The 22,995-nt window shown below is 30.5% G+C and carries 19 protein-coding genes; 4 read left to right on the top strand and 15 right to left on the bottom strand.

All coding sequences use genetic code 11. From position 1 onward, the window contains the following. Positions 1-157: 157 nt before the first annotated feature. Complete coding sequence (locus AC2A1C_RS00095) at positions 158-1,297, bottom strand: acyl-CoA dehydrogenase family protein (protein WP_484022261.1); 1,140 nt, start codon at positions 1,295-1,297, stop codon at positions 158-160. Between the two features lie 179 nt (positions 1,298-1,476). Here AC2A1C_RS00095 and AC2A1C_RS00090 point away from each other — a divergent pair, with 179 nt between their 5' ends. Then, positions 1,477-3,348, top strand: a complete 1,872-nt coding sequence (locus AC2A1C_RS00090; protein WP_484022259.1) for an endonuclease — start codon at positions 1,477-1,479, stop codon at positions 3,346-3,348. A gap of 65 nt (positions 3,349-3,413) precedes the next feature. Here AC2A1C_RS00090 and AC2A1C_RS00085 read toward each other — a convergent pair whose 3' ends face one another. The 12 genes from AC2A1C_RS00085 to AC2A1C_RS00030 all read right to left on the bottom strand — a co-directional run bounded on the left by AC2A1C_RS00085 (position 3,414) and on the right by AC2A1C_RS00030 (position 17,734). After that, positions 3,414-3,944, bottom strand: coding sequence for a GrpB family protein (locus AC2A1C_RS00085; protein WP_484022257.1), 531 nt, complete (start codon positions 3,942-3,944; stop codon positions 3,414-3,416). A gap of 209 nt (positions 3,945-4,153) precedes the next feature. After that, positions 4,154-5,734 carry a DndE family protein gene (locus tag AC2A1C_RS00080; protein ID WP_484022255.1) on the bottom strand — a complete coding sequence of 527 codons (1,581 nt, stop codon included), beginning with the start codon at positions 5,732-5,734 and terminating at the stop codon, positions 4,154-4,156. Continuing rightward, positions 5,715-7,826, bottom strand: a complete 2,112-nt coding sequence (locus tag AC2A1C_RS00075) for an AAA family ATPase (RefSeq protein WP_484022253.1) — start codon at positions 7,824-7,826, stop codon at positions 5,715-5,717. The genes AC2A1C_RS00080 and AC2A1C_RS00075 overlap by 20 nt, the downstream gene beginning before the upstream one ends. Continuing rightward, positions 7,823-8,002, bottom strand: coding sequence for a DNA modification system-associated small protein (locus AC2A1C_RS00070; protein WP_484022251.1), 180 nt, complete (start codon positions 8,000-8,002; stop codon positions 7,823-7,825). The genes AC2A1C_RS00075 and AC2A1C_RS00070 overlap by 4 nt, the downstream gene beginning before the upstream one ends. Continuing rightward, complete coding sequence (locus AC2A1C_RS00065) at positions 7,999-10,188, bottom strand: sigma factor-like helix-turn-helix DNA-binding protein (protein ID WP_484022249.1); 2,190 nt, start codon at positions 10,186-10,188, stop codon at positions 7,999-8,001. Before AC2A1C_RS00065 ends, AC2A1C_RS00070 begins: the two co-directional genes overlap by 4 nt. A 218-nt stretch (positions 10,189-10,406) precedes the next feature. Next, the gene (locus AC2A1C_RS00060; RefSeq protein WP_484022247.1) at positions 10,407-10,760 is read right to left on the bottom strand and encodes a hypothetical protein; all 354 of its coding nucleotides are present in this window, start codon (positions 10,758-10,760) and stop codon (positions 10,407-10,409) included. 286 nt (positions 10,761-11,046) lie between these two features. Continuing rightward, positions 11,047-11,535, bottom strand: coding sequence for a hypothetical protein (locus AC2A1C_RS00055; protein ID WP_484022245.1), 489 nt, complete (start codon positions 11,533-11,535; stop codon positions 11,047-11,049). 498 nt (positions 11,536-12,033) lie between these two features. Further along, positions 12,034-12,588, bottom strand: coding sequence for a hypothetical protein (locus AC2A1C_RS00050; protein WP_484022243.1), 555 nt, complete (start codon positions 12,586-12,588; stop codon positions 12,034-12,036). Further along, positions 12,575-14,356 (bottom strand): cytochrome-c peroxidase, encoded by a 1,782-nt coding sequence (locus AC2A1C_RS00045; RefSeq protein ID WP_484022241.1) that lies wholly within the window; start codon positions 14,354-14,356, stop codon positions 12,575-12,577. Before AC2A1C_RS00045 ends, AC2A1C_RS00050 begins: the two co-directional genes overlap by 14 nt. A gap of 74 nt (positions 14,357-14,430) precedes the next feature. Continuing rightward, positions 14,431-15,894, bottom strand: a complete 1,464-nt coding sequence (locus tag AC2A1C_RS00040) for an alkaline phosphatase PhoX (RefSeq protein WP_484022240.1) — start codon at positions 15,892-15,894, stop codon at positions 14,431-14,433. Positions 15,895-16,321: 427 nt separating this feature from the next. Next, complete coding sequence (locus AC2A1C_RS00035) at positions 16,322-17,365, bottom strand: alpha/beta hydrolase (RefSeq protein ID WP_484022238.1); 1,044 nt, start codon at positions 17,363-17,365, stop codon at positions 16,322-16,324. 33 nt (positions 17,366-17,398) lie between these two features. After that, positions 17,399-17,734, bottom strand: coding sequence for a DUF6249 domain-containing protein (locus AC2A1C_RS00030; protein ID WP_484022237.1), 336 nt, complete (start codon positions 17,732-17,734; stop codon positions 17,399-17,401). A 139-nt stretch (positions 17,735-17,873) separates the two neighbouring features. Between AC2A1C_RS00030 and AC2A1C_RS00025 the strand changes: the two genes are divergently transcribed. Next, the gene (locus AC2A1C_RS00025; protein ID WP_484022235.1) at positions 17,874-18,464 is read left to right on the top strand and encodes an RNA polymerase sigma factor; all 591 of its coding nucleotides are present in this window, start codon (positions 17,874-17,876) and stop codon (positions 18,462-18,464) included. Further along, on the top strand, positions 18,445-18,849 hold the full coding sequence (locus AC2A1C_RS00020) for a hypothetical protein (RefSeq protein WP_484022233.1): 405 nt from the start codon (positions 18,445-18,447) through the stop codon (positions 18,847-18,849). The genes AC2A1C_RS00025 and AC2A1C_RS00020 overlap by 20 nt, the downstream gene beginning before the upstream one ends. A gap of 289 nt (positions 18,850-19,138) precedes the next feature. On the opposite strand, the gene AC2A1C_RS00015 is transcribed toward AC2A1C_RS00020, so the two are convergent. Together AC2A1C_RS00015 and AC2A1C_RS00010 are read right to left on the bottom strand one after the other, a co-directional pair. Next, positions 19,139-20,473, bottom strand: a complete 1,335-nt coding sequence (locus AC2A1C_RS00015) for a helix-hairpin-helix domain-containing protein (protein WP_484022231.1) — start codon at positions 20,471-20,473, stop codon at positions 19,139-19,141. A gap of 78 nt (positions 20,474-20,551) precedes the next feature. Beyond that, complete coding sequence (locus tag AC2A1C_RS00010; RefSeq protein WP_484022229.1) at positions 20,552-20,887, bottom strand: MerR family transcriptional regulator; 336 nt, start codon at positions 20,885-20,887, stop codon at positions 20,552-20,554. 216 nt (positions 20,888-21,103) lie between these two features. Here AC2A1C_RS00010 and rpsA point away from each other — a divergent pair, with 216 nt between their 5' ends. Then, positions 21,104-22,885, top strand: coding sequence for a 30S ribosomal protein S1 (rpsA, locus tag AC2A1C_RS00005; RefSeq protein WP_484022227.1), 1,782 nt, complete (start codon positions 21,104-21,106; stop codon positions 22,883-22,885). The last annotated feature ends 110 nt before the right edge of the window (positions 22,886-22,995 follow it).

Below are 22,995 nucleotides of genomic sequence, written 5' to 3'. Positions count from 1 at the left end.
TATATAAAATATCGTAACGGAAATTAATTTTTCTTAAAAATATTTTATTATTCTATGCATATAATTACGAATACGCTTTGTAACGGTGTTTTAGCATTTATTCATAAAAAAAGCACCTTAAAAGATGCTCTGTTTTTTAATTATCGAATACAAAAAACTATCCCAAAATGCTTCGTCCGATTACCAATTTTTGTATTTCAGAAGTTCCTTCACCAATGGTGCACAATTTAGAATCTCTGTAATATTTTTCGGCAGGGAAGTCCTTTGTATATCCATAACCTCCAAAAATTTGTACTGCATTATTGGCAATTCTTACACATGCTTCGGAAGCATAGAGTTTTGCCATTGCTCCTTCTCTGGTCATTTTTTGTTTGGCATTTTTCAGAGTAGCAGCTCTTTGTATTAGAAGTTCTGATGCGTCAATTTCAGTTGCCATATCGGCAAGCATAAAATTAATAGCCTGAAATTCAGCAATAGGTTTTCCGAACTGATGTCTTTCTTGCGCGTATTTCAATGCCGCTTTATATGCTCCTCTTGCAATTCCTAAACTTAAAGCAGCGATGGAAATTCTTCCTCCATCTAAAATTTTCATAGCCTGCTTGAAACCATCTCCAACCCCTCCAAGTCGGTGAGAATCCGGAACTCTCACATTGTCAAAAATAAGTTCCGCAGTTTCGGAAGCACGCATTCCCAGTTTATTTTCTTTTTTTCCGGAAGAAAATCCGGCCATTCCTTTTTCCAAAACAAATGCTGTGGAATTATTTTTTGCTCCTTTTTCTCCGGTTCTGGTCATCACTACGGCAATATCTCCGGAAATAGCATGAGTTATAAAATTTTTAGCTCCGTTTATGATCCATTCATCACCATCTTTTACGGCGGTAGTGCTCATTCCACCGGAATCCGAACCTGTATTATGCTCCGTCAAACCCCAAGCTCCAATTACTTGTCCGGAAGCTAATTTTGGCAACCATTTTTGCCGTTGCTCTTCGTTTCCGAATTCATAAATGTGATTGGTACAAAGAGAATTGTGAGCAGCTACAGATAATCCGATAGAAGGATCTACCTGAGAAATTTCGTCAAGAATAGCAACATATTCATGATAAGAAAGTCCGGAACCTCCGTATTCTTCAGGAATCACAATTCCCATAAATCCCATTTCTCCTAACTGGTGAAACAACTCTTTTGGGAAAGTCTGGCTTTCATCCCATTCCATGATATGAGGACGGATGTTTTTTTCGGCGAAATCTCTTGCGGTTTCCGCGATCATTTGGATATTCTGTTGTAGTTCGGTTTGCATTTTTTATACTTTGTCTCAAATATAATTAAATTATGGAAAATATGAAATGAAAGATATTTTTAATGCTTATTTCTTCATAAGTAATAGATTATCAAAAAATTAATTTTTAAAAACTTTAACATTAAATTATATCAGGCATTATTTTTATTTACTAATTTAGCCGCACATTTTGAAGAAATATGAAAAAAATTTTACCTATTTTATTATTACCCTCTTTTGCTTTTGCGCAAATTCCGATTGGATACTATGATGGTGCTTCCGGACTTTCCGGATATGAACTGAAATCTAAACTCCACGAAATCATCACAAAAAAGATATATTCTTATAATTATAGTGATATTGGGAATTTGTATGCCAATACGGATTTGGATCATTATTATGAAAATGACGGAAGCGTTTTGGATCTTTATTCTGAAAATCCAACTGGTGCAGATGCATACAGCTATAATCTTACCCAGAATATTTCCAGTGCTTCAGCAGAAGGACAAGGTTGGAATAAAGAACACGGAATGCCACAAAGTACATTTTACGGAATTTATCCGATGTATTCCGATATTCATTACCTGATTCCTGCCGATGCGTATATCAACCAAAGAAGAAGCAACTATCCATACGCAAGAAATAATGGAAATAATAAAATTTTCAGTAATGGAAGCAAATTAGGAAACAGTACCACTCCGGGTTATACCAATTTAGTATATGAACCAATTGATGAATTCAAAGGCGATATTGCCCGTTATATTCTTTATTTTGTAGTTCGGTATGAAGGTTCACTGAATAATTTTAATTATTTGCTTAGTACTTCTCCTTTAGACGGAACCGAAGAAAAAGGCTATGAAGACTGGTATATTACCATGCTGAAAGATTGGAGTACTTTAGATCCTGTTTCGCAAAGAGAAATGGATAGAAATAATGCAGTTTATGCTATCGAAAATGTGCGGAATCCTTTTATCGATCACCCTGAATATGTTAATTTAATCTGGTCTGAAACTGCGGATACAGTAGCTCCACAAGCTCCGGCTTCACTTTCTGCATCTGAAACCGGTGAATCGTATGTCAAACTTCAATGGCAACCTTCAGCTTCACCCAATATTTTAGGATATCAGATTTTTCAGGATGGAAACTACATCGGATATACCAAGAATACTACTTTTTATGCAGACAGACTTTCCGCTTCTTCATCCTATAATTTTACAGTAAAAGCATACAACAAGGGTTTTCTTTTTTCTCCGAATAGCAATACACTTTCTGTTTCTACCACTGCTTCAGATAATTTCGCAAAAGATCTGATGATTACAAAATATATTGAAGGAAGCACCAACAATACCGCTATTGAAATAACTAATAAGACCAACCACGAAGTTACCCTTACCAATTATTATCTTTCGATTCAGTTTAAAGGAGCGAATAATACCTATTATTTTTCCGATACATACGAACTGGAAGGTAAAATTCTACCGGGAGAAAGCAAAGTAATTGTAAATCCAAAATCTACGTTTTCTAATTTTCCGGCTGCACAAGGAGATTTTATCACCAATGCAACACCAATGACATTTACAGGAACTCAGTATATTGAACTTTCTTATGGAAAAAAATATCTGAAAACTGTTTCTACCAACAATTATGACATGGCTTATACTACTGTAGATGCAGTAGGATTTAAGGATACTTCCAACACCAATAACAACAAATCTTTATACAGAAATGCTAATGTAACAGACCCGAATGTGAATTTCACGATTTCAGAATGGACAACTTATGCAAGTAATTATACTCAAGGTTTGGGCGATGATGCTCTGGCAGTTTCGGAAAACGCATTGGCTGACCATTATATCGTATATCCGAATCCTGTTTTGGAAAATATTCTCTATATCAAAGGAAATGATATTTCAAAAATTTCAGAAATAGAGATTTATGATATTTCAGGGAAATGGATGAAAACAGAAAATATACCTTTCAAAAATAAAAATTATGTAGATGTATCTTCTTTGAATGCAGGAATCTATCTTCTGAAAATAGACCAACAAACATTGAAGTTTATTAAAAGATAACAAAAAAAAGAGGCTTTCCAAAAAATTTAGAAAGCCTCTTTTTTTTAGAATTTTTGCACAAGCGATTATGTATTCTTTTTTTCTTTTTCAACAATTGAGTCAATAAAATCATTAACGTATTTTTCTTTTAGTTCAGCATATTTCTTTTTGTCCTGATTGGCTTTTTCCGCTAATTCGTATTTTATTTTCTCATATTTTATCCTTGCCCAATCATTTTTTCTTAGAAAATTTCGAAATAAAAGGTGTCTTTCTAATGCTTTACTGTCAATTGGGCAAACATAAAGATGATGCGTTACAGTATCTACTATTTTGTTTGAAAAATTATTATTTATTTTAAACACGTCTCTGCCTTCAATACCTTGATTTCCATTATGATAATATCCCATTTTTTCAAGTCCAAATTTTATTTTTTCAAAGTCTGGCTTTTTAGAATAGATAATGTCGATGTCGATTATCGGTTTTGAATCCAATTTTGGAACAGATGTACTTCCAACGTGTTCAATAGTAAAATCAATTGCGTGAAGCCCGTTTTCGATTTCACGTTTTAAGTTTTCAAAATCTTTAATCCAAGATGATGTATATTTCTGTATCAACATTCTGCTATAGAATTAGATTATTTTTCAAATTATTGTCGGTTTAGGAATTTGTTTGGTCTAAAATTTTCGAATATTATTTAGTACAAAAGTTTAATAAAACTACTGATGGATATTTCAAAAAAAAACATTTTAGCCGCTATATTTACCAAACCAATATTAATATGAAGGTCTTTATTTTAAATATTTGAATGCAAATATGCTTGAACTTATTATAATTCATCGTCTCTTTTTGTTTTCCACCATTGTCTAAGTTCTATTATTTTAGGTTCTCCAATGTTTATTAATCCTTTTCCAGAATCTAATTTTTTGATTTCTGTTTCAAGTTTATATTTACTGCTTGGTGTTCCTACAAAATTACTGATTGCCTTATAATCTTTGTTTTGAATATTCAAGCAAATTGGCAACTTAACTTGTGAAGCAAAATCAAAATCTTTTGTTTTGTAGTCTTCAACACCTTGTGATAACATGACTACAATAACGCCTTTTGATCTTAGAAGTCTTAAAATTTCTGCTAATGCTTTTCTTGCATTTTTATTTCCAAGATAAATATGTGCTTCATCAACAACAATTACATACCGCAAAGGCATAATTATTTCATTAATTGGCTCACAATCATTTGTACTTGAAAAATATGTATAAAAATATTTAAGTAAGAGAAAAACAACTAACTGTCTTAAAGTATCTGATAAGGACGGTGGTAAATTCAAATATAGACTTTTACTTAAAACCTCTGGATTGTTTTGGTCACAATTAAAAATATTAGTTGATAAATCTCTTATAACAGAATATAAAGTATCTTGTCTAATTCCGTTTTCTTCGTAATAACTTTCTAAGTCTTCAAATAATTCGGCTATAGTTGGATAAGAACCATTTTTTCTATCAAGTAAATCATTGATTAAACTTATCAGAATATTTTCTTGACTAACTCCCATTCTTGGAACGAATGTAGAGATAGTATCTACAAATGCACGAATACTAAAAGGTCTTTGTCTTTCTTCTAAATTTATTGATAGGAAAGGATTAAAATCAACTCCGCCATCATTGACTACATCGACAAATTTAGCTTTTGTTGCTTCTAAAAATGGTTTTAGTTGTTCCGGATTCCCTTCTCCTTTGTAATCAAAAAATATAAACTTCAATTCATTGTTTGAATTTTTAGAAATTTGATAAAGAATGTCTTTTATTAGTTGGGTTTTTCCCGAACCAGCCATTCCTGCAATTGCAATATTTCTATTGTCAAATTCTCGAAGATCATTGATTTTAATTACAATTGGCTCATCATTTTCTGATTTCCCAATTTCAAATGATAACAATTCTTGAAACTCTTTAACTTCTGATTTTTTAGCATTAGTAGAAATGTGAGTAGTATTTGACCTTAAAGTCAATCCCTTTTTTATTGGTTTTAATAGAATATCTATATGATTTCCTTTTGTAATTTCTCCATTTTCTACACTTTCATTCCATATCTTTAAACCGTGATTTAGATGAAGTTTAAAAAGTTTTACAAATTCATCTTCGAAAGTGTTTTTGTTATAATGTTGATCCAATATTGATTTATAAATAACAACATTTGATGTATCATTGATGAGAGTTCCAAAAAGAGCTTTATCGTCCCTAAATTCTTTTCCATCAGATTTCGGAATATTTTCATTTTCTAAATCAAAATATTTGCCTGTTTGTAAACTTAATGCAAATGCAATACGAGGAACAATTCCCTCATTTTTGAAACCATATAAACTTTTTAGTTTATATAGAACTTCATCGTTTTCTTTAGTTAATGTTATTCTCATAATTGTGGAAATAGCCGTTTTTTAAATTAGTATTTGCTCCATCGTTTACCAATAGGTATGACTTTGCAATATTTTCTGAAATATCTCTAAATCGTTTAGGTGTAATCTCACTATTCGTTGAGAAAAGAACTACTTGTTCAGATAAGGCAGGATAATATTTTTTAGTAAGGCTATCTCTGTGTTCTTCATCAAGTCTGCCTAATGGTGTATCAATGAAAATTGGCAAACTTTGAATGGATTCATTCAGAATAGCTTTAATTAAACAAGAAATGTAAATTTGCTTTTCTCCTGATGATAAACTTTCTTTTCTGATTTCGTTATCGTCTTGGTCAAGTAAAGTGATTTTCATTCCTTGTCCCGAAGCCAAAATTGTAACTTTCACATCTTCAATAAATTTGCTATTGTTTTCTTCGCTTGAAAGTTTGTGCATCAATGTTTTTAACTCAATAAGAATTGTTTTTTCTAAACTGTCTTTATGTCTGCTCTTTTGTTCCTCTAAAAAAGTATTGAGTACATCAATATACTTTTCAGTTTCCTTTATTTTTAATTTGTTTTGAGCATTGATTTCAACTTTACTTCTAAGTGTTATAAGTTCTTGATTAAATCGGGTTATATCTTTCTTTACTTTGTTTATCTGTTGAGTATTTTCTCCTATTTTTCTATTGTATTCAGTGGTTTTATTTTCGGCAGTTTCTTTTTTTGCCAAATAATCTAAAACTATATCATCAACTAAATCTGCATCAATTTTACTAAGGATTTTCATTAATTCAGATTTTCTTGAATTAATTACATTAAACTCCTCAATAGTGCTTTGAAATAATTCGCTCGATTGAGAATGAACAAGACTGATTGCATCAGAAATTAAATTCTTTTCAGCGTTGTTTAAATCGTGTTCAAATTTCAATTCTTGATAATCACTTTCGGTATTATATAATTCACTTCCTAAACGTTTTGCCTTTTCGTAATAGAAATTTTTGTCCCTAAAAGACATTGTTGAATTTTCAGGATCAGGAGGTCGATTAAAAAGTAATTCAATGAAGTTTTCTATTTTTTCAGAATTCTCTTTTGAGGATTTTTGAGAAATTTCGTTTGCTTCTTGAATAGAAATATGCTCTTTTACTTCTTCAAGTTTTCCAGCTAAAATTGTTAAAGGAATAATTTCGCTTAGTTCAGTAAATCTTTCACTAAGTTCTATTTCCTTTGACTTTAATTTATCAATTTCAGCAACTATGGTTTCTCTGTCAAAATTTGAATTCCCCTGTTTGCTGTTTTGAGAAATTGATGCATCTAGTTCTCTGATTATTTTTTTATTATTATCAATTTTCTTTAGTAAATCAGCATTTTCCTCTTCCAATTTTTCAATCTCTAATTCTGACAGCTCTGTTGCTTTTTCTTTATCTATAATTTGCTCTTGAAGATTTCTTGTTGCTCCTTCCTTTTTTAAAGTATTGATATAAAACTCAAAATCATCAATTAGTGTTTCGTAATTGTCTAACCCTAATATTTTTCCAAGAGCATCGTTTATAAAACTTCCTTCTTCTTTTATTGATAGATTCGCTATTTCAGCAATTTTCTCTGCATCAAAAAATACAAACTTTGCTGCATCTATCGGAATAATATAATCGTTTATGAAATTGAATTTGTCTTCTTCATTATCAAAAATTTCTATATTTGATATTGGGTCAACAATTGATAGTTTTTCTTCTGTTGTTAATGTGTTTCTTGAGCGAATTATTAATACTTTATCTGCATTTGATGATAGTTTAGAAATTTCGGGTAATTCGATTTCTTCAACCAAAATACTAACTGAAAAAGTATCAATTCCTTCTTTTTGGGCAGACCAGTTTATTGATTGTTGCATAAAGGAAGAATAGTTTTTCTCTTTCTGAATTTCTTTTTTGAAATTATCGTCTATTTGAGAAATTTTTTCTCCATACAAACACCAAACAATTGATAATAAAAAGTTAGTTTTGCCATATCCGTTTTTACCACCAATTACTACAATATTCTTGTCGTCATTAGTAGATAAATCAAAATCAACAGTCTTAAAATACTGCCTGAAATTGTTGATTTTTATATTGGAAAATTTCATTTTATAGCTTTTTCGATTACATCAACAATTTTTTGCTGGTGGTAGTTGATACGTTTTATTTTTTTTGCTTTGACTGAATCTAACAAAGATTCTAAAGATTTGTAATCAACACTCTTGGTTAAACAAATCTCTTTTAGTCTTTCGCTTTGGTGTATTTTATTGTCTTTTATTTTCATAAATTTAGTTTTTTCAATATTTCACATACTTTTGAAAAATTATATTTTTCATTATCATCTAGCTCATCATTATCATATAATTTTCTTTGTTTATAAAAAAATTGATAAAGATTTTCTTCTCCTTGATTGTTTGCACTTGGCAATCTTTGCTTCTCTTTAATGAATTCAAAAAGCTCATCATATTTTTCTGAGGAGTTTAATCTTCTTCTACCATTTATTGGATGGAATTTTTTGTAAACTTCACTTATTAATTGTTTTTTCTGCTTATCCAAATCATCTTTCTTAATCTTCACTTTTTGAACATTTAACCATCTATATAGTCTAATTTCTTCTTCTGGAACCCCATTAGAAAAAGGCAATCTATTTTCAAGTAAAAGAAATTTTTGTAAATCTGCATATCTCTCTTCCCAAGAATTCCGTTCAATATTTGAGTATTCAAGTAGTTCAAAATTTTCAGGATAATTCTTCTTCTTTAGTCCAACATAAGAATTTTTAAAGAAACTAAAGGTTTCAGATTCATCTATTCTAAGGTTATAGTAGATGCTTTTTTCATTGGAATTTGGTCTATATTTTAATACATGTTCTGTGATTTCTGAAATGTGTTTTGGATTATCAGATTGCTCAAGTAATTCAGTTGAAATACTTCTTATAGTACCTCCTCTAAAATCTTCTAATTCACTTTCCCATTTTTTTAAGCCAAACACACTATTCCTTCCCACTGGTACAAATCCATTTCTTCTTTTCATGGAGGCACGAACTTTGTTTTCATCAGTTTCGTAATAAGGGTGTAATTCAATTATTTTTTGAGTAATTTCTTCAACTTTAGAAGGTTTTCCTAATTTTTCAAGTGCTTCATAAGAATATTCAAATGCTTGTTTAATAGTATTCCTTTTGAAAACTATACTATCATTTAAATCAAGATATAAAGCAAATTCATCATTGATTATTTTCTCAGCAACAGGAAAAACTTTTTCAATTATTTCTGTGTTAATACCATCTATAAACCTTGATAAATAACTTTTGAAATTAAATGAATAAGTTTCTTCAATTCTTTCGCTAACTCTTGCATTTATATCGTTTGCGAATGATATAAAGTCAACTCTCGAAAACTCCTTATTCACAACGTAAAAATTATTCCAATTATGCCTATTACGACTATTTGAAAATTTGGGAAATAATACATCTTCAATATTTCCGGTTAGAACATAGTCATTACTTAAATAAACTGCTATAATATATAAAGTAAACTCTTTTGAAAAATTAGTATTATTCAATACATTAACTTGATTAGACAAGCTTTCACTCATTACAATTAAATTTGAAGATGTATCTATGCCATAATTTTTAAATAAATCTTCATTGAAGTTTTTTATAAAAGATAATTTTTCAAATAAGTCACTAAAACCTTCTTTTCGTACTTGTCTAATACGTTCTTTTGACAAGCCATTCTCTAAAGAAATTTGTTCTAAAGTTAGTAGTCTCTCGTTTTTATATATTTTTAATGTCTTTTGAATTATTAAATTGTGAGTTGCATTAAAAAATGAATTTTCTTTTAATAAGAAATCTGTTAATTGAAAGATAGATTCAGATTGTAAAATTTCAATTGGAATTTTAGATATAGAAAAAGTCCGCTGAATTAAATAACTGTTTTTTAATTCAATAATTTGTTTCTCATTACTAAACTCGCTAACATTAATAATAAAGTCATTTACTAGAGAAATATAAATTTCTAATTCTGGGATAGAAGATTTTCCAATATTTTCAATTGAAGAAACAATAAACTTTTTGTTTAATAAAATTTTTTCAGAAAAATTTCGAACGCTAAAATTGTCATTCAAAAATTTTGATATCGCATTTTTACTTCTTACGGAAAGACTATTTTTATTTACCAGAATAAAGCTGTTAATAACTTCTCTTTGTATTCTTGATAAGTCTGCAAGTTTTTCTTCTAATGAGTTTTTGTTTATCTCTTTGATTTCATTTATTACAATTTTTGTCAAGTATTTTTTACAGACTTCAATTAATTCTTCATTAGATCTACGTCCACAATTACGAAGTGTTTGAAATGTATTATGGGTCAAATAATATTCTTTTAGCTTTTCAATAGAGTTAAGATCATTATATCTACACACATTATAAGAACGAATACTTATATTTTCAATTTTATATATCTCGTCTATTGTCATTTTGTAGTATAATTTATTATCAAGTTTTAGTTTTTAAGTATAATTAAAGTTAAAATACGGTTTTCCTCATTTTGTTTAACATTGGAAAATTCGCTTTTGTATTGGCGAAATATTAATGCACTCTATTAAAACATAAAAATAGAAATTTTTCATTAAAATAGAAAAAAAGGTTGTTATTTTTCTATTGAAAATAAATCCAAAAAATTTACACTAAAATTTTACTCCTTTCCGTTTTTCAGCACCTGCAACAGCATATTTTTTTCTGCTTGCAGTATTTCTATTTGGCGTTCTAGCGTGGCAATGCGTTCATCTTTGCTGTGGTCTTGCGGTGCTTCAATGGTAAAATCTTTGGGAAGCATGGCAGCAAGATCGGCAAAGAAATTATGTTTTAATATAAGACTGATTTTCCAGAGAGTTTCTGTTTTCAGGCTTTTGCTGTTTTGATAACGAATAATTTCCGGTTGCTTTTTTCCTAAACGTTTCGCAAGTACTACTTTATGGATACGCTTTTTATCAATGTAAGCTTTCAGTAATTGCCCTATATGTGGTATGGTTTCTTCTTTATTTTCCATTTTTTTTATTTTAATTCATAAATTTATTAATTTAATTAAGATAAATGTTAATTTAAATAAATAAAAAATTATTTAAGTTAATAATAATTAAAATTAAATTATTAGAATACATAATTTAATTATTATAAAAGTTAATTTAATTTATATAAACATAAATTTAATTAAAATAAACGTTAATTAAATTAATATAAACGTTAATTAAATTAAGATAAATGTTAATTTAATTAAGAAATTATTGTAGAAGAGTGAAAAATAAAAAAACCGGCTAAAGCCGGTTCATCTGTTTTTATAATTCTGTTTCGGAACTTCTTCCTGTATTTCCCTGTGCATCAAATCGTGCTCTGAGTTTTTCGTAGGATTGCTTTGCAGAGTTGATTCCTGCTGTGTTGGCACTTTCAAAAAGACGATAGCCCACCAATGCTCCTGTATACGCTTCGTCGCCTGCAATGCGTTTGAGATCGGAGATTTTTTGCAGAAGCATATTTATTCCGGATTCTATGGTATCCAGTTGGTCATAAAGCGAAATATCGGTCTGGATGTTTGCGGTATTGATATAGGCAGGGATAATTCCGGCTCCGTTTACCGTCATTTCGGTGATTACATCTTCTACAAAAATTTTGTTGTTCACGTTAATGGCCTTCAGTGTGGCACGCTGCTCATCGGTGAGACTTCCGGCAGGAAGTTTGGAACTGATGGTGGTGATAGCGGTATTGATCGCAGTGAGATCAGCAGTCGTAATCGTGGTGTTTAGTTTGTTTTCTGTGATGTTTCCCATACGATTTATGATTTTAAAATTAAACTAAATTGATATTTTTCAATCATAACTGCAAAATATTAGTTTTATTTTCTGATTTTTAAAACAAAATAGGAAAAATAATATGCAATAAATAATAAAATAGCATAATTAGCGTGAACTCGATGTAAAAAATAAGCTATTAATTGTCATTATATTAATTTCTCACACAAGGAACGCAAAGAATTTTTTTACAATAATCTGCTCAATTTTTCGTCCGCAAAGACGTTACACTCAGCAAATGGATGTGAGTTCTTTGCTGAATAAAATGCATTTGTGAACTTTAAATATATACAGGTTAATTGAAGATTAAATATTTGTGGAATTTGCGTTTTCTTATTTCTCGTATACTTACATCGAACTCACGTTAATATAAAACCGAATATTTACAATTATTATGTTTAGGTAATGACTTTCATGAAGGATAAAAAGTAAATTTTGGGGAATTTTCTTAATAAATTCATATTTTTTGTAGATTTACTATTCATATGTATGACCGCTATTTATCCATAGCAAAATTTTATTTCTTTCTTCAATAGAAATAAAGCCGGTTGGTGGCATTGGAGATGGATTACCTTCAACTGCTCTAGCCTGTATTCTGTTCCAATGATGTAAAATATCACAAATTCTTGTAAAATCAATTCCTGCTTGTGGGTTTAATCCAGCATGACACATCGTGCATCTTGTTTTTAAAATGGCGGCAATTTCTGCAAATTTACTGCCCTTTGTAATGGTGTCAACTTTGACCTCTTTTGAAGTCTCACATCCTTTATTATCTTTTACGGAAAGTATATGCTTGCCTACGGAAATGTTTTCAAAAACTGTATTAGCCTGGAAATTCCCTTGATCTATTTTGTAGCTGTAATTTGCATCAACCGGGGTAGTAATCTTGATGGTTCCGGTAGATAAACAAGGGTGGGATTTATTAGTGCTTGTGGTAATTTCGGGCATAAAATTGCATTCATCATTATCATTTTTATTGCACGAAATCGAAATTAAAAAAGAAATGAAAAGGAATAATCTATTTTTTTTCATCCGATAACGTTTTTAAAAAACTAATGATGTCCTGCTTTTCTTTTTCAGTTAATTTCAAGTTTTCAAAAGGCAAAGTCTGATGTTTCAGCTTCATTCCAATACCATTTCCGCCGCCTAATCTGTAAAATTCTATCACTTCTTCCAATGTTTTATATACTCCATTGTGCATGTAAGGTGACGTTTTTTCAACATTTCTTACGGTTGGAGTTTTAAAAGAAAATTGGAGTTGTTCAATTTTATTTAATCCATATCTCCCTTCGTCATCATCAATAGTCGCATTTTTCCATGCGATATTTTCTGGAACACCGATGACTTCAGATTCGGAGTTGTTAAACCAAGGTGGAACAGTTCCGTTATAAACAGGAATAAAATGGCAAGTTGCACATTTGGCTTTACCGGCAAATAAATTAAATCCGTTTTCTTCGCTTTCTGTAAGTGTTGTTTTTCCTGAAAAGTACTGATCTATTTTAGCATTAAAAGGCATTAAACTTCTTACATAAGAAGCAATGGCGTTTCTAATTTCATAGGGTGTTATTTCTTTTTTATCGGGAAAGACTTTTGTAAATAATTGAACTAGATTCTTGTTGGTTGAAATTTTATTTTTGATCTCTTTTGGAGAAAGATTAAACTCATCTGGGTTTTTCATGACACTTTCAATTTGGTTTTCCAAATCTTGCGAACGCGTATCATAAAAAAATGATTTTTGAAAAGCCGAATACAACAAGGTTGGAGAATTTCGTTTGATGCTATTGCTGTGAATATTGGCTACTGAAGTTTTTTTACCGTCTGTAAAGGCATATTCCGCATTATGACAGGTTGCGCAGCTCATTTTATTATTTCGTGATAAATTCACATCATTAAACAATATTTTTCCCAATGCTGTTTTTTCCACAGTTGATTTTGATGCTGCATATGGGGAAAATGCATCAGGATTGAGTTTTTTTCCCTGCATTAAATCGGATAAATGGCCATAAAATACTTTATTGTCTTTGAAATGTGGAGTCTGTTCAATAATAGTTTTAAATTCATGCTCAAAAGCAACGCTCATCGGCATTAAATGATTTTTTATAAATTTCAGTCTGTCAAAAGTATTAAAGTCATTGTTTTGATGAATATATTGCTTCGTTTTTTTAAATAATTCAATAATGTCGGAATTTACTTTTTGCTTATTGGTTTCGCAATACATCAAATAAAATTCTTCTATTCCCTCAATGGAATATTTGGTTTCTTCTATTGAATTAAAAGCAACAGGAGAATCAAAACCGGTAATGCCCAATGCTGCAATTCGTATGATTTGATGTTGTATTAATTCGTAAAAATGATGATTTTGAATAGGTAAATCCTTAAAATTTTGCTGAATAAATTTTAAATCTGTTTTTAAAATTCGAGTTTGTTTTTTTAATGCTACCAAATCTATACTGTCACTAAAAATAATTTCTTCGATTACTTGAAAACCTGCGGCATCATTTACCACATTGTCATCTGTTTTTATTTCTGGTAAAGCAGGTCCGTTTATTCTTCTAGAAAGCCCTTGAAAATAATATTCCACAAAAGGTTCTATTTTTTTATATTCTTTTCTGGTTTTTTTGAAATTTATTATGAGCTCTTTTTGATCTTTTGTGTTTTCTAATGTATGTAGAGACGTGTTCAACGTATCTATTTTTTTTTCAATAGTGGAATGCAATTTGGTGTCTAAAGTTTGATACCCTTTATCTGCACAAGAAAATAAGAAAAGTGAAATGATTGCTAAAAATAAGGTTTTGAACATTTTAAGAGTCTTTGTGTATTGAAAAAACAAAAAACCCTTCACTTGGAAAGGTTTTTTGTGTAAGAAATTATATTTTATCTTGGCACATTTTTCAAGATAAGTGTTTGTCCTCCTGCCTTATAAGGCTGAACCGAAATCGCTTTACTAGGATTTAAAAATTTATCTCCTTCTACCCAAGAGTGTGCATGTACATTGATGGTAAACGTACCAGGAACTCCTACTACATCAGAAATATCAACCATGGCACCGTGTTCCCAAAGACCATATTTGGCTCCTGCAGTTGGGTTATATTTAGAATTTAGCATACCTGAATCGCTATGAGTCATATCCATAAATACTTTTTTAGTTCCTGTAGCAATATTATACTGCCATATTAATGAATTGTGTGTAGCTTCTGGCCAATAAGAATCGCCATCTTCTTGAATATACACGTAGTTTTCAGTAACGCAAAGATTATCAGGATTTATGATATCGGTACCTTTTACGTTTGCTCCTGTTGAGGAAACATCGCCATCAGCAATAATTTTTAGTGTTCCTTTAAGTGGATCATTGGCATCCAGTTTTAACTGATAAACTCTTCCCATATATGTTTTCTCGGCAGAACCACTTACACCGGTAGCTGTGAAATAAATCTCTCTATTGTTAGTAGCTGAACCTTTTCGATAATCCAAATCTTCTACACGGGCAAACTGAATAGATTTAAGTGTTGAATTTAAGTTTTCAATTTCAGTACCTGTTAAGTTTTTGGCATTGGGTACCTCTACAAATTCTACCGGGTAATTGTTATTCCAGGTCATCGAAGTTTCAACCTGGTTTAAATCTGTTCTTCTTAAAACATATAATTTACCATTATCCAAATCACCTATGGTATTAGAAACATATAAATAAACTTGTCCGTTTGAAGCGTCTTCACCTAATATAATTACCGTTTTACCAGGATATGCGTTTTTATTGAGTGGAACTGCGTTTTCTCCACTATACTTACCCAAAGCAGGTTTTGTTCTTGTATTGTTTGATGGATTAGCAGCAACTATTGGGTCTATTGCATGCGTCATCGCATTAACATTTGATTCTCCAGTTGTTAAAAACATAGGACCAAAACCGTGTTCTGCTTGTGTAGCCATTGTTGCAGAACACAATCTAAAACCACCACCATCAGTATTTACAATATATTCACCTTTTGTGATGTTCAATTTTTTGTCTAAATACAATCTAGATACCGCCCAAGTATTTTCGTGATTAGTCACCATTATGTAACCACTTCCATCTGGATTTTTAATAAACCCTTGTCCATCTGGAGCACCTCCATAAACCATATTTCCGGAATTTGGAATAACATCTTCACTACTTACCAAAGTGTAAACCCCTACTCCTGAAAAATCAGAACCCATTTTAACAAAGGACGGAGTAACCGACCGGTTTTTGAATTCTATTGTTTCATCAGAAGTTGTTGTGTTGTCATCATCTTTACAAGCAACAAAAATAGATGTTGCAATGGATGAAGCTAATAAAACCAATAATGTACTTTTTCTCAACATAATTTTTAATTTAATTATCTTGAACAAAAGTATTGCTCGGTTATAAATTGAATATTAAAGTAACATCAATATATTGTTACTATTCTAATGCTCCGAAAAATTACCCCATATATTTACGAGGGCTGAATATAAAAGGTGAAATCTCATCACGAAAATAAAGAAGAATATGAAAAATTCTTAGATGCTTTTACAAGACAAAAAGCTGAGGGCTTCTCTTTAAAACCCTCTCGTATCGTACTTTAGGTGTATTCTCTAAAATTTATTAGTGCAATAAAGTCTATTTTATAAGACCATAATTCTGTGTGCCTTGTTCCAGACTCTATTTTCATTTTCTTTTATTCTAGTTTATTAAAAATAACAAAAAAAGACTGTCCTTTTGAGACAGCCTCCTTTTTTAGGCAATGTAGTTGAATAAAATAGTGAAATTTTATCTTAAAAACATTTTCATTACCTGTAGATATTCATCAGGTTTTTCAATATAAATATCGTGTCCTGCTTTGTCTATTATTTTTAACTGACTGTTTTTAAATACATCCATATATTCTTTTGTATTGCCCCACGGAATATTGTCATATTGTCCTTTAATTATTAGGGCAGGAATATTATTGTTCTTAAGTTTTGGTCTCGGATCTGCAAGTTTACTATAACTTTTTGGTGTTTTAATATTGCTGTAGCCACCACCGCCACCTTCTTCAGTTAATACTTTAGTCGGATCATAAACAAGTCCTTTTGTAAATTTCTCTGCCATTTTGTTTAAATAACTATCTGCTTCTTCATCACTTGCTATTTTTTTACCAAAAAATGCCCAAAATCGGATAGCAAGATATCTTGGTTTCAATATGAATTTAATAACTTCATTATTAACATCCATTGGATCTTTCAGATTTAGACTGTCTGGTGCTTTTAATTTTTCCAATGAATCATCATATTCAGGTTTAATTGTTCCTGGACAGGTAAGTATTATTTTATCAACTTTGCTGAGATTATCGGCAGTATATAATGTGGCTAAAGCACCACCCCAAGATTGTCCTACTAAAATTACTTTTTCAGCTTTTAAAATATCTACAATTGCTTCAAGATCTTTCTGATGACGTGTTGCAGTATATTCATTTATATTTTCGAGTCTTGCAGATAAACCACTTCCAATTTGGTCATACAAATAGACATTATATCCATTTTCCGAAAGTTGTCCAAGAACTTCAATGACTTTTGAATGTATATATCCACCTGGTCCACCGTGCAAGTATATAACGGGATATGGTTTTTTATTTCCCTTTCCTTCAATAAAAGTATAGGCTATTTTAGAGCCAGTCTTAAGATTCCAATATTTTGTTGATTGACGAGGCTTAATAGTAGATATATCTTGCTTTGATGGAATACAAGCCTTGAAAAAAAACAGACAAATAAGTATAAGAAATGTCCATTTAAATATTTTTTTAATTTTTTGTAGTAAGCTATTTGTCGTTTTCATTCGATGTCTTCTGATTGATGATGGATTGGTGCTTTATTTATCTAAATTTTTTGTCATTTTGAAACCTATAAATAATGATATCCCTGCCATTAAAAATATCATTGCAGGATAAAGTGCATCCTTATCTAATGATGTGTAAGTGGCCAACAATAACGCTATAAAGACTCCTGCACCAATACCCATAAATAATAGCGCTAGATTTAAAATAATTATTTTTTGAAATGAATTTCCGTTCTTATTAAAAATACTTGCATCTAATCCTTTTTCTATAAGCGCCAAGCGTTCTTTGTTTCTTGTGGATAAAAAAAGGTAAACGATGCCGAAAATTGCAGCAAACAAACTGATTGGAATTAAAATATTTGCATCCATAATTTTTTGATTTAAATTGATTATTAATTAATGTGTTCCTAATCTAGGACGACAAGAGTTTTATTTTGGTTACACAATTATTAATTTTTTTTGCATTAACTTGTAACCTAATTTCTTGAATTGTCGTCTTATAAACAGTATGGCATTTATAAATGATCAGTATTATATTAATCAAATAATAAAAGGAAACGCAAATGCTTTTTCTATATTGGTAAATCAATATAAAGATTTAGTGTTTACGCTGTCTTATAAAATGCTGAAAAATAAGGAAGAAGCGGAAGAGGCTTCGCAAGATACTTTTGTAAAAGTTTATAATTCACTGAACAAATTTAAAGGAGAATCTAAATTTTCGACTTGGATATATAAAATTACATACAATACATGTTTAGATAGATTAAAAAAAAATGAAAAAGAGAGAAGTACTTTTTATATAGAAGATTTAAGCGAACATCAAGTAAAAATAATTGAAAGTATTTTGGATACTATCGACGAAAATGAGAAAAATCAAAAGATTCAAGAATGCATGCTATTATTATCCAGTGAAGAAGCCTTTTTACTAACCCTGTATTATTTTGATAGCCAATCAATAGAAGAGATTGCAAAAGTTATTGGTTGTAATTCAAATAATGTTAAAATAAAATTATTTAGAAGTCGAAAAAAACTGGCTTCAATTTTAAAAGAGCAATTAGAACCCGAAATACTGTCCTATTATGAAAGCAAACGAAGATAAACTGCTAGAGGAATTTGTGGAAACTATTATGAAGGATTCTGTATTAGAAACGCCTTCTTCTGATTTTACAGCAAAAGTAATGTCGCAAGTTTTAACAAAAAAAGCAAATGAAGTGTATGTTTATAAACCATTGATTTCAAAACGAGCATTCATTCTTATTTTTGGATGTTTTGTTGTACCAATCATTTATCTTTTCATTAATGGTGGATCTCAAAAAGACAGTATGATTGATGTTCAAAATTTGGATTTCATTTACAACATCAATATAAAACCAATATATAATTTCTCAAAAATTACAATTTATGCAGTGGTTTTAGCAACATTCATGTTATTTATTCAAATTTCATTTTTGAGAAAAAAATTTGATCATCAGTTTTACAAATAGAGTTTTTTATTTGTATCAACGGTTTTAGGATGATGTGTTGGCAGCTAGGCATTTTTCATCGTAGTTTGTATTCTGTCAATTTGATTTAGATGTCTAATGATGTGATTGATAAAAAATTGAAAAGCATCGCCCAGTTTTAGTTTGATTAAACTTGAAATTGATGTCTGAATTTTTAGCTTGTTCAAACTTTAGTCGCAGCTTAAAAGAGAAAAAGAGTTGCTTTTTTTACTGAAATTAAAAGCCCAAAATCTACCTAAATTTTCACTTTTTCCATTTTTTAGAAATTTCTTTAGTTCAAATAAAGTTTCATTTTGGCTTCTGTATCAGGCTTTAGTTTCAGCATTTTGAAGATTTTTTTATCATCCGGATAAGTGATTCTGTAATACATGATCTTATCCGCATAATATTTAAAATATGGATGTTCTTTCAGCCATTTTTCCGGGGCTTCAGAAAGTTTGTATTTTTTGACTTGATCAATTTTCAGAGTAGAAATTTTTAATAATTTTTCAGTCAGATCTTTGTCGATATTATAGGTTTCCAAAATTTGATTTTCATTGACAAAACCTCCCAATTTATTACGAAAACCAATCAAACTTCCTGCTGCTTTTTCATCAAATCCAAATTCTATCAATTGCTGGAAAGTGATGGAATTCATATCCGTTTTTGAGAAATCGGTTTTTGCAATGTTTTCTTTTACTGCTTTTTCGGGAATAATATTTTCAGGGATTTTTTTGCTGTCAATTTTTATGAAAGGTTTTAGTTCATTAAATTTCTCTTCCGAAACTACAAAACATTTTTGCAAATCTTCTGGAGATTTGAAACTTCCTTTCAAAATTTTAGTTTTATAATTCAGAATTGTAGCAGATTGTTTTTCGGAGAATCCAAAACTTTTCCAGCCTTCCAAATCCAAATCATTAGGATCAAAATTGTGATAATCAATTTTTGCCAACTCAGGTTTGGAATATTTATTTTGTTCCGGTGTTTTCTCGGGAAGTAGGAGATAAGGTGCTAATTTCAGATAATTGTCATCGCTGATGATGAAGCATTCTTTGAATTTTTCTTTACTGATAAAACTACCACCCAAAAAGTTTTTATACTTCAGAATGGATTCCGATTGTTTTTCAGAAAATCCAAGTTTCATCCAATTTTCTTTAGAATAGCTGTCAGGATTGAATTTTACAGAGACTTTTATTTCCTTTTTTAGATATTTTGAAGCGTATTCTTTATAGTTTTCGGAAGATTTTTCAGGAAGCAATAAGTAAGGCTCTAATTGAAGATATTTCTCATCTGAAACCGAATAGCATTTTTTGAATTGTTCTTTTGAAGTAAAGTTTCCGCCAACAATATTTTTGTATTTTAGGATGGTTTCCGCTTGTTTTTCACTGAATCCCAATTTCTGCCATTGTTCTTTGGAAAGTTCATTAGGATCAAACTCGGAAAGAGAAATTTGTTTGCTTTCAGAATCTGAGGATGCGATAAAAACAATATTTTCTGGATAAAGGTCTTCTTTTTCTGTGATATTAAAATTTTGAAAAACGAAAAAAAATATCAACAAAATACCCAATAAAAGAACCGTAGTGAAAATGTATTTTTTATAAAACGTATAATAAAGTTGAGATTTCATCATGTTTTTTATGCAATTATAAACATAAATGCACAATGAAAAAAATAAATTTTATTTTGAATTTATGGGAAAAATGTACTATTTTTCGTTTAGAGATTCTTTTAATTTTAGAAGTTCAGATTTTACAAATTCAAGTCGATCAATAATAGAAACGGTTTCTGAAATCTTGTTATTGGTAGTGAGGGCAATTCTGGCTCCATCCAAAGTATACCCTTTTTCCTTTACAAGATGGTAGATCATTTGCAGGTTTTTAATATCTTCCGGAGTGAAATAGCGATTTCCTTTTTTATTTTTTTTAGGACGAATGATCGGGAATTCCTGTTCCCAATAGCGAATAAGCGAAGTATTGACGTCAAATGCTTTGGCTACTTCACCAATAGAATAATACAGCTTGTCAGGAAGATTTAATTTCATTTTCTGAATTGAATTTTCAAATATAAAAAATTTTAATTCTCTCATAAAAATTATTTTCTGATGGCTTGATTTTCAGAAATATTTTGTATTTTTGCGCCACTTTTTTGCGGGTAGATCTGAAAAGGGTAAATTTTTAATAATTAACGACTTCCGTATTTTTTAGTTCCGCATTTATTCAGATCGTTAAAGAAGAAGGAATACAAATTTTAATAGAAAATGTCAAAAGAGACAAATTCAGCAGAGGTTTTATTAAACCAAAACGTAGCACCGGAACAATTTGATTGGGATTCTTTCGAATCAGGTCTTGATGCAGAAGCAAGAAAAGAAAAAAGTGATTTAGAAGAAATCTACAAAGGTTCTCTTAATGATCTTGAAGACAATGATGTATTAGTTGGGAAAGTAGTAAGACTTACTGACAAAGAAGCTATTGTAGACATCAATTTCAAATCTGAAGGTGTAATTTCTCTTAACGAATTCCGTTACAATCAAGGATTGAAAGTAGGTGATGAGGTTGAAGTAATGGTGGACAGAAGAGAAGACAAAACTGGACAATTACAACTTTCTCACAAAAAAGCTAGAACTCTAAAAGCTTGGGATAAAGTAAACGAACTTCACGAAACAGGAGAAATCGTTAATGGTTTTGTGAAATCAAGAACTAAAGGTGGTATGATCGTAGATGTACACGGAATCGAAGCATTCTTACCTGGTTCTCAAATTGATGTTAAGCCAATCAAAGATTACGATCAATTCGTAGGAAAAACTATGGAATTCAAAGTGGTGAAAATCAACCCTGAATTTAAAAATGTAGTTGTATCTCACAAAGCGTTGATCGAAGCAGATATCGAAGGTCAGAAAAAAGAAATCATCGCTCAACTAGAAAAAGGACAAGTTCTTGAAGGTACTGTTAAGAATATTACTTCTTATGGTGTATTCATCGATCTTGGAGGTGTAGATGGATTGATCCACATTACAGACCTTTCTTGGAGCAGAGTAAACCATCCATCAGAAATTTTAGAAGACGGACAAACTGTGAAAGTAGTTATCCTTGATTTTGATGATGAGAAAACAAGAATCCAATTAGGTATGAAGCAATTAGAAGCTCATCCTTGGGATGCTCTTTCTGCTGACATGAAAGTTGGTGACAAAGTAAAAGGAAAAGTAGTAGTTCTTGCTGACTATGGTGCATTTGTAGAAATTGCTCCAGGTGTAGAAGGATTAATTCACGTTTCTGAAATGTCTTGGTCTACTCACTTAAGATCTGCCGGAGATTTTGTAAAAGTAGGTGATGAAGTAGAAGCTGAAGTATTAACTTTAGATAGAGAAGAAAGAAAAATTTCTCTTGGTATTAAGCAGCTTTCTAAAGATCCATGGGAAAATATCGAAGCTAAATATCCTGTAAGTTCTAAGCATGTAGGTACTGTTAGAAACTTTACTAATTTTGGTGTATTCGTAGAATTAGAAGAAGGAATCGACGGATTGATCTACATTTCTGATCTTTCTTGGACTAAGAAAATCAAGCATCCATCAGAATTCTGTAATGTAGGAGACAAACTTGATGTTGTAGTTCTTGAGCTTGATATCCCTGCAAGAAGAATTTCTTTAGGTCACAAACAATTGACGGAAAATCCTTGGGATAAATTCGAAACTAAATATGCAGAAGGAACTGTACATTCAGGAGTTGCTGCAGAAGTTTTTGACAAAGGAGCTCAGGTTCAGTTTGAAGATGCTGAAGTAGAAGCATTCTGTCCTTCAAGATTATTAGAAAAAGAAGATGGTTCTAAAATCAAAAAAGGAGAAACTGCAGATTTCAAAGTAATTGAATTCAACAAAGAATTCAAAAGAGTAGTAGTATCTCATACTGGTATCTTCAGAGATGAGGAGAAGAAAAATGCTAAAGAAGCTACTAAAGCAACAGCATCTTCCGGTGAAGAGAAAACAACTCTTGGTGATATTGATGCATTAGCAGAATTGAAAAAGAAAATGGAAGGAGGAAATTAATTTTCATCTTATCCTAAATTTATAAAGGTCACTCAGAAATGAGTGGCTTTTTTGTTGCAAAATAGACAGAAAATTTAAAACAAATATTTTATTTGCTAGTTTTATAAGAT

It is taken from the genome of Chryseobacterium sp. HNCC26DJ241 (assembly GCF_057180505.1).
The sequence above is the reverse complement of the archived record's forward strand: the minus strand, read 5'-3'. Positions and strand labels throughout refer to the sequence as shown.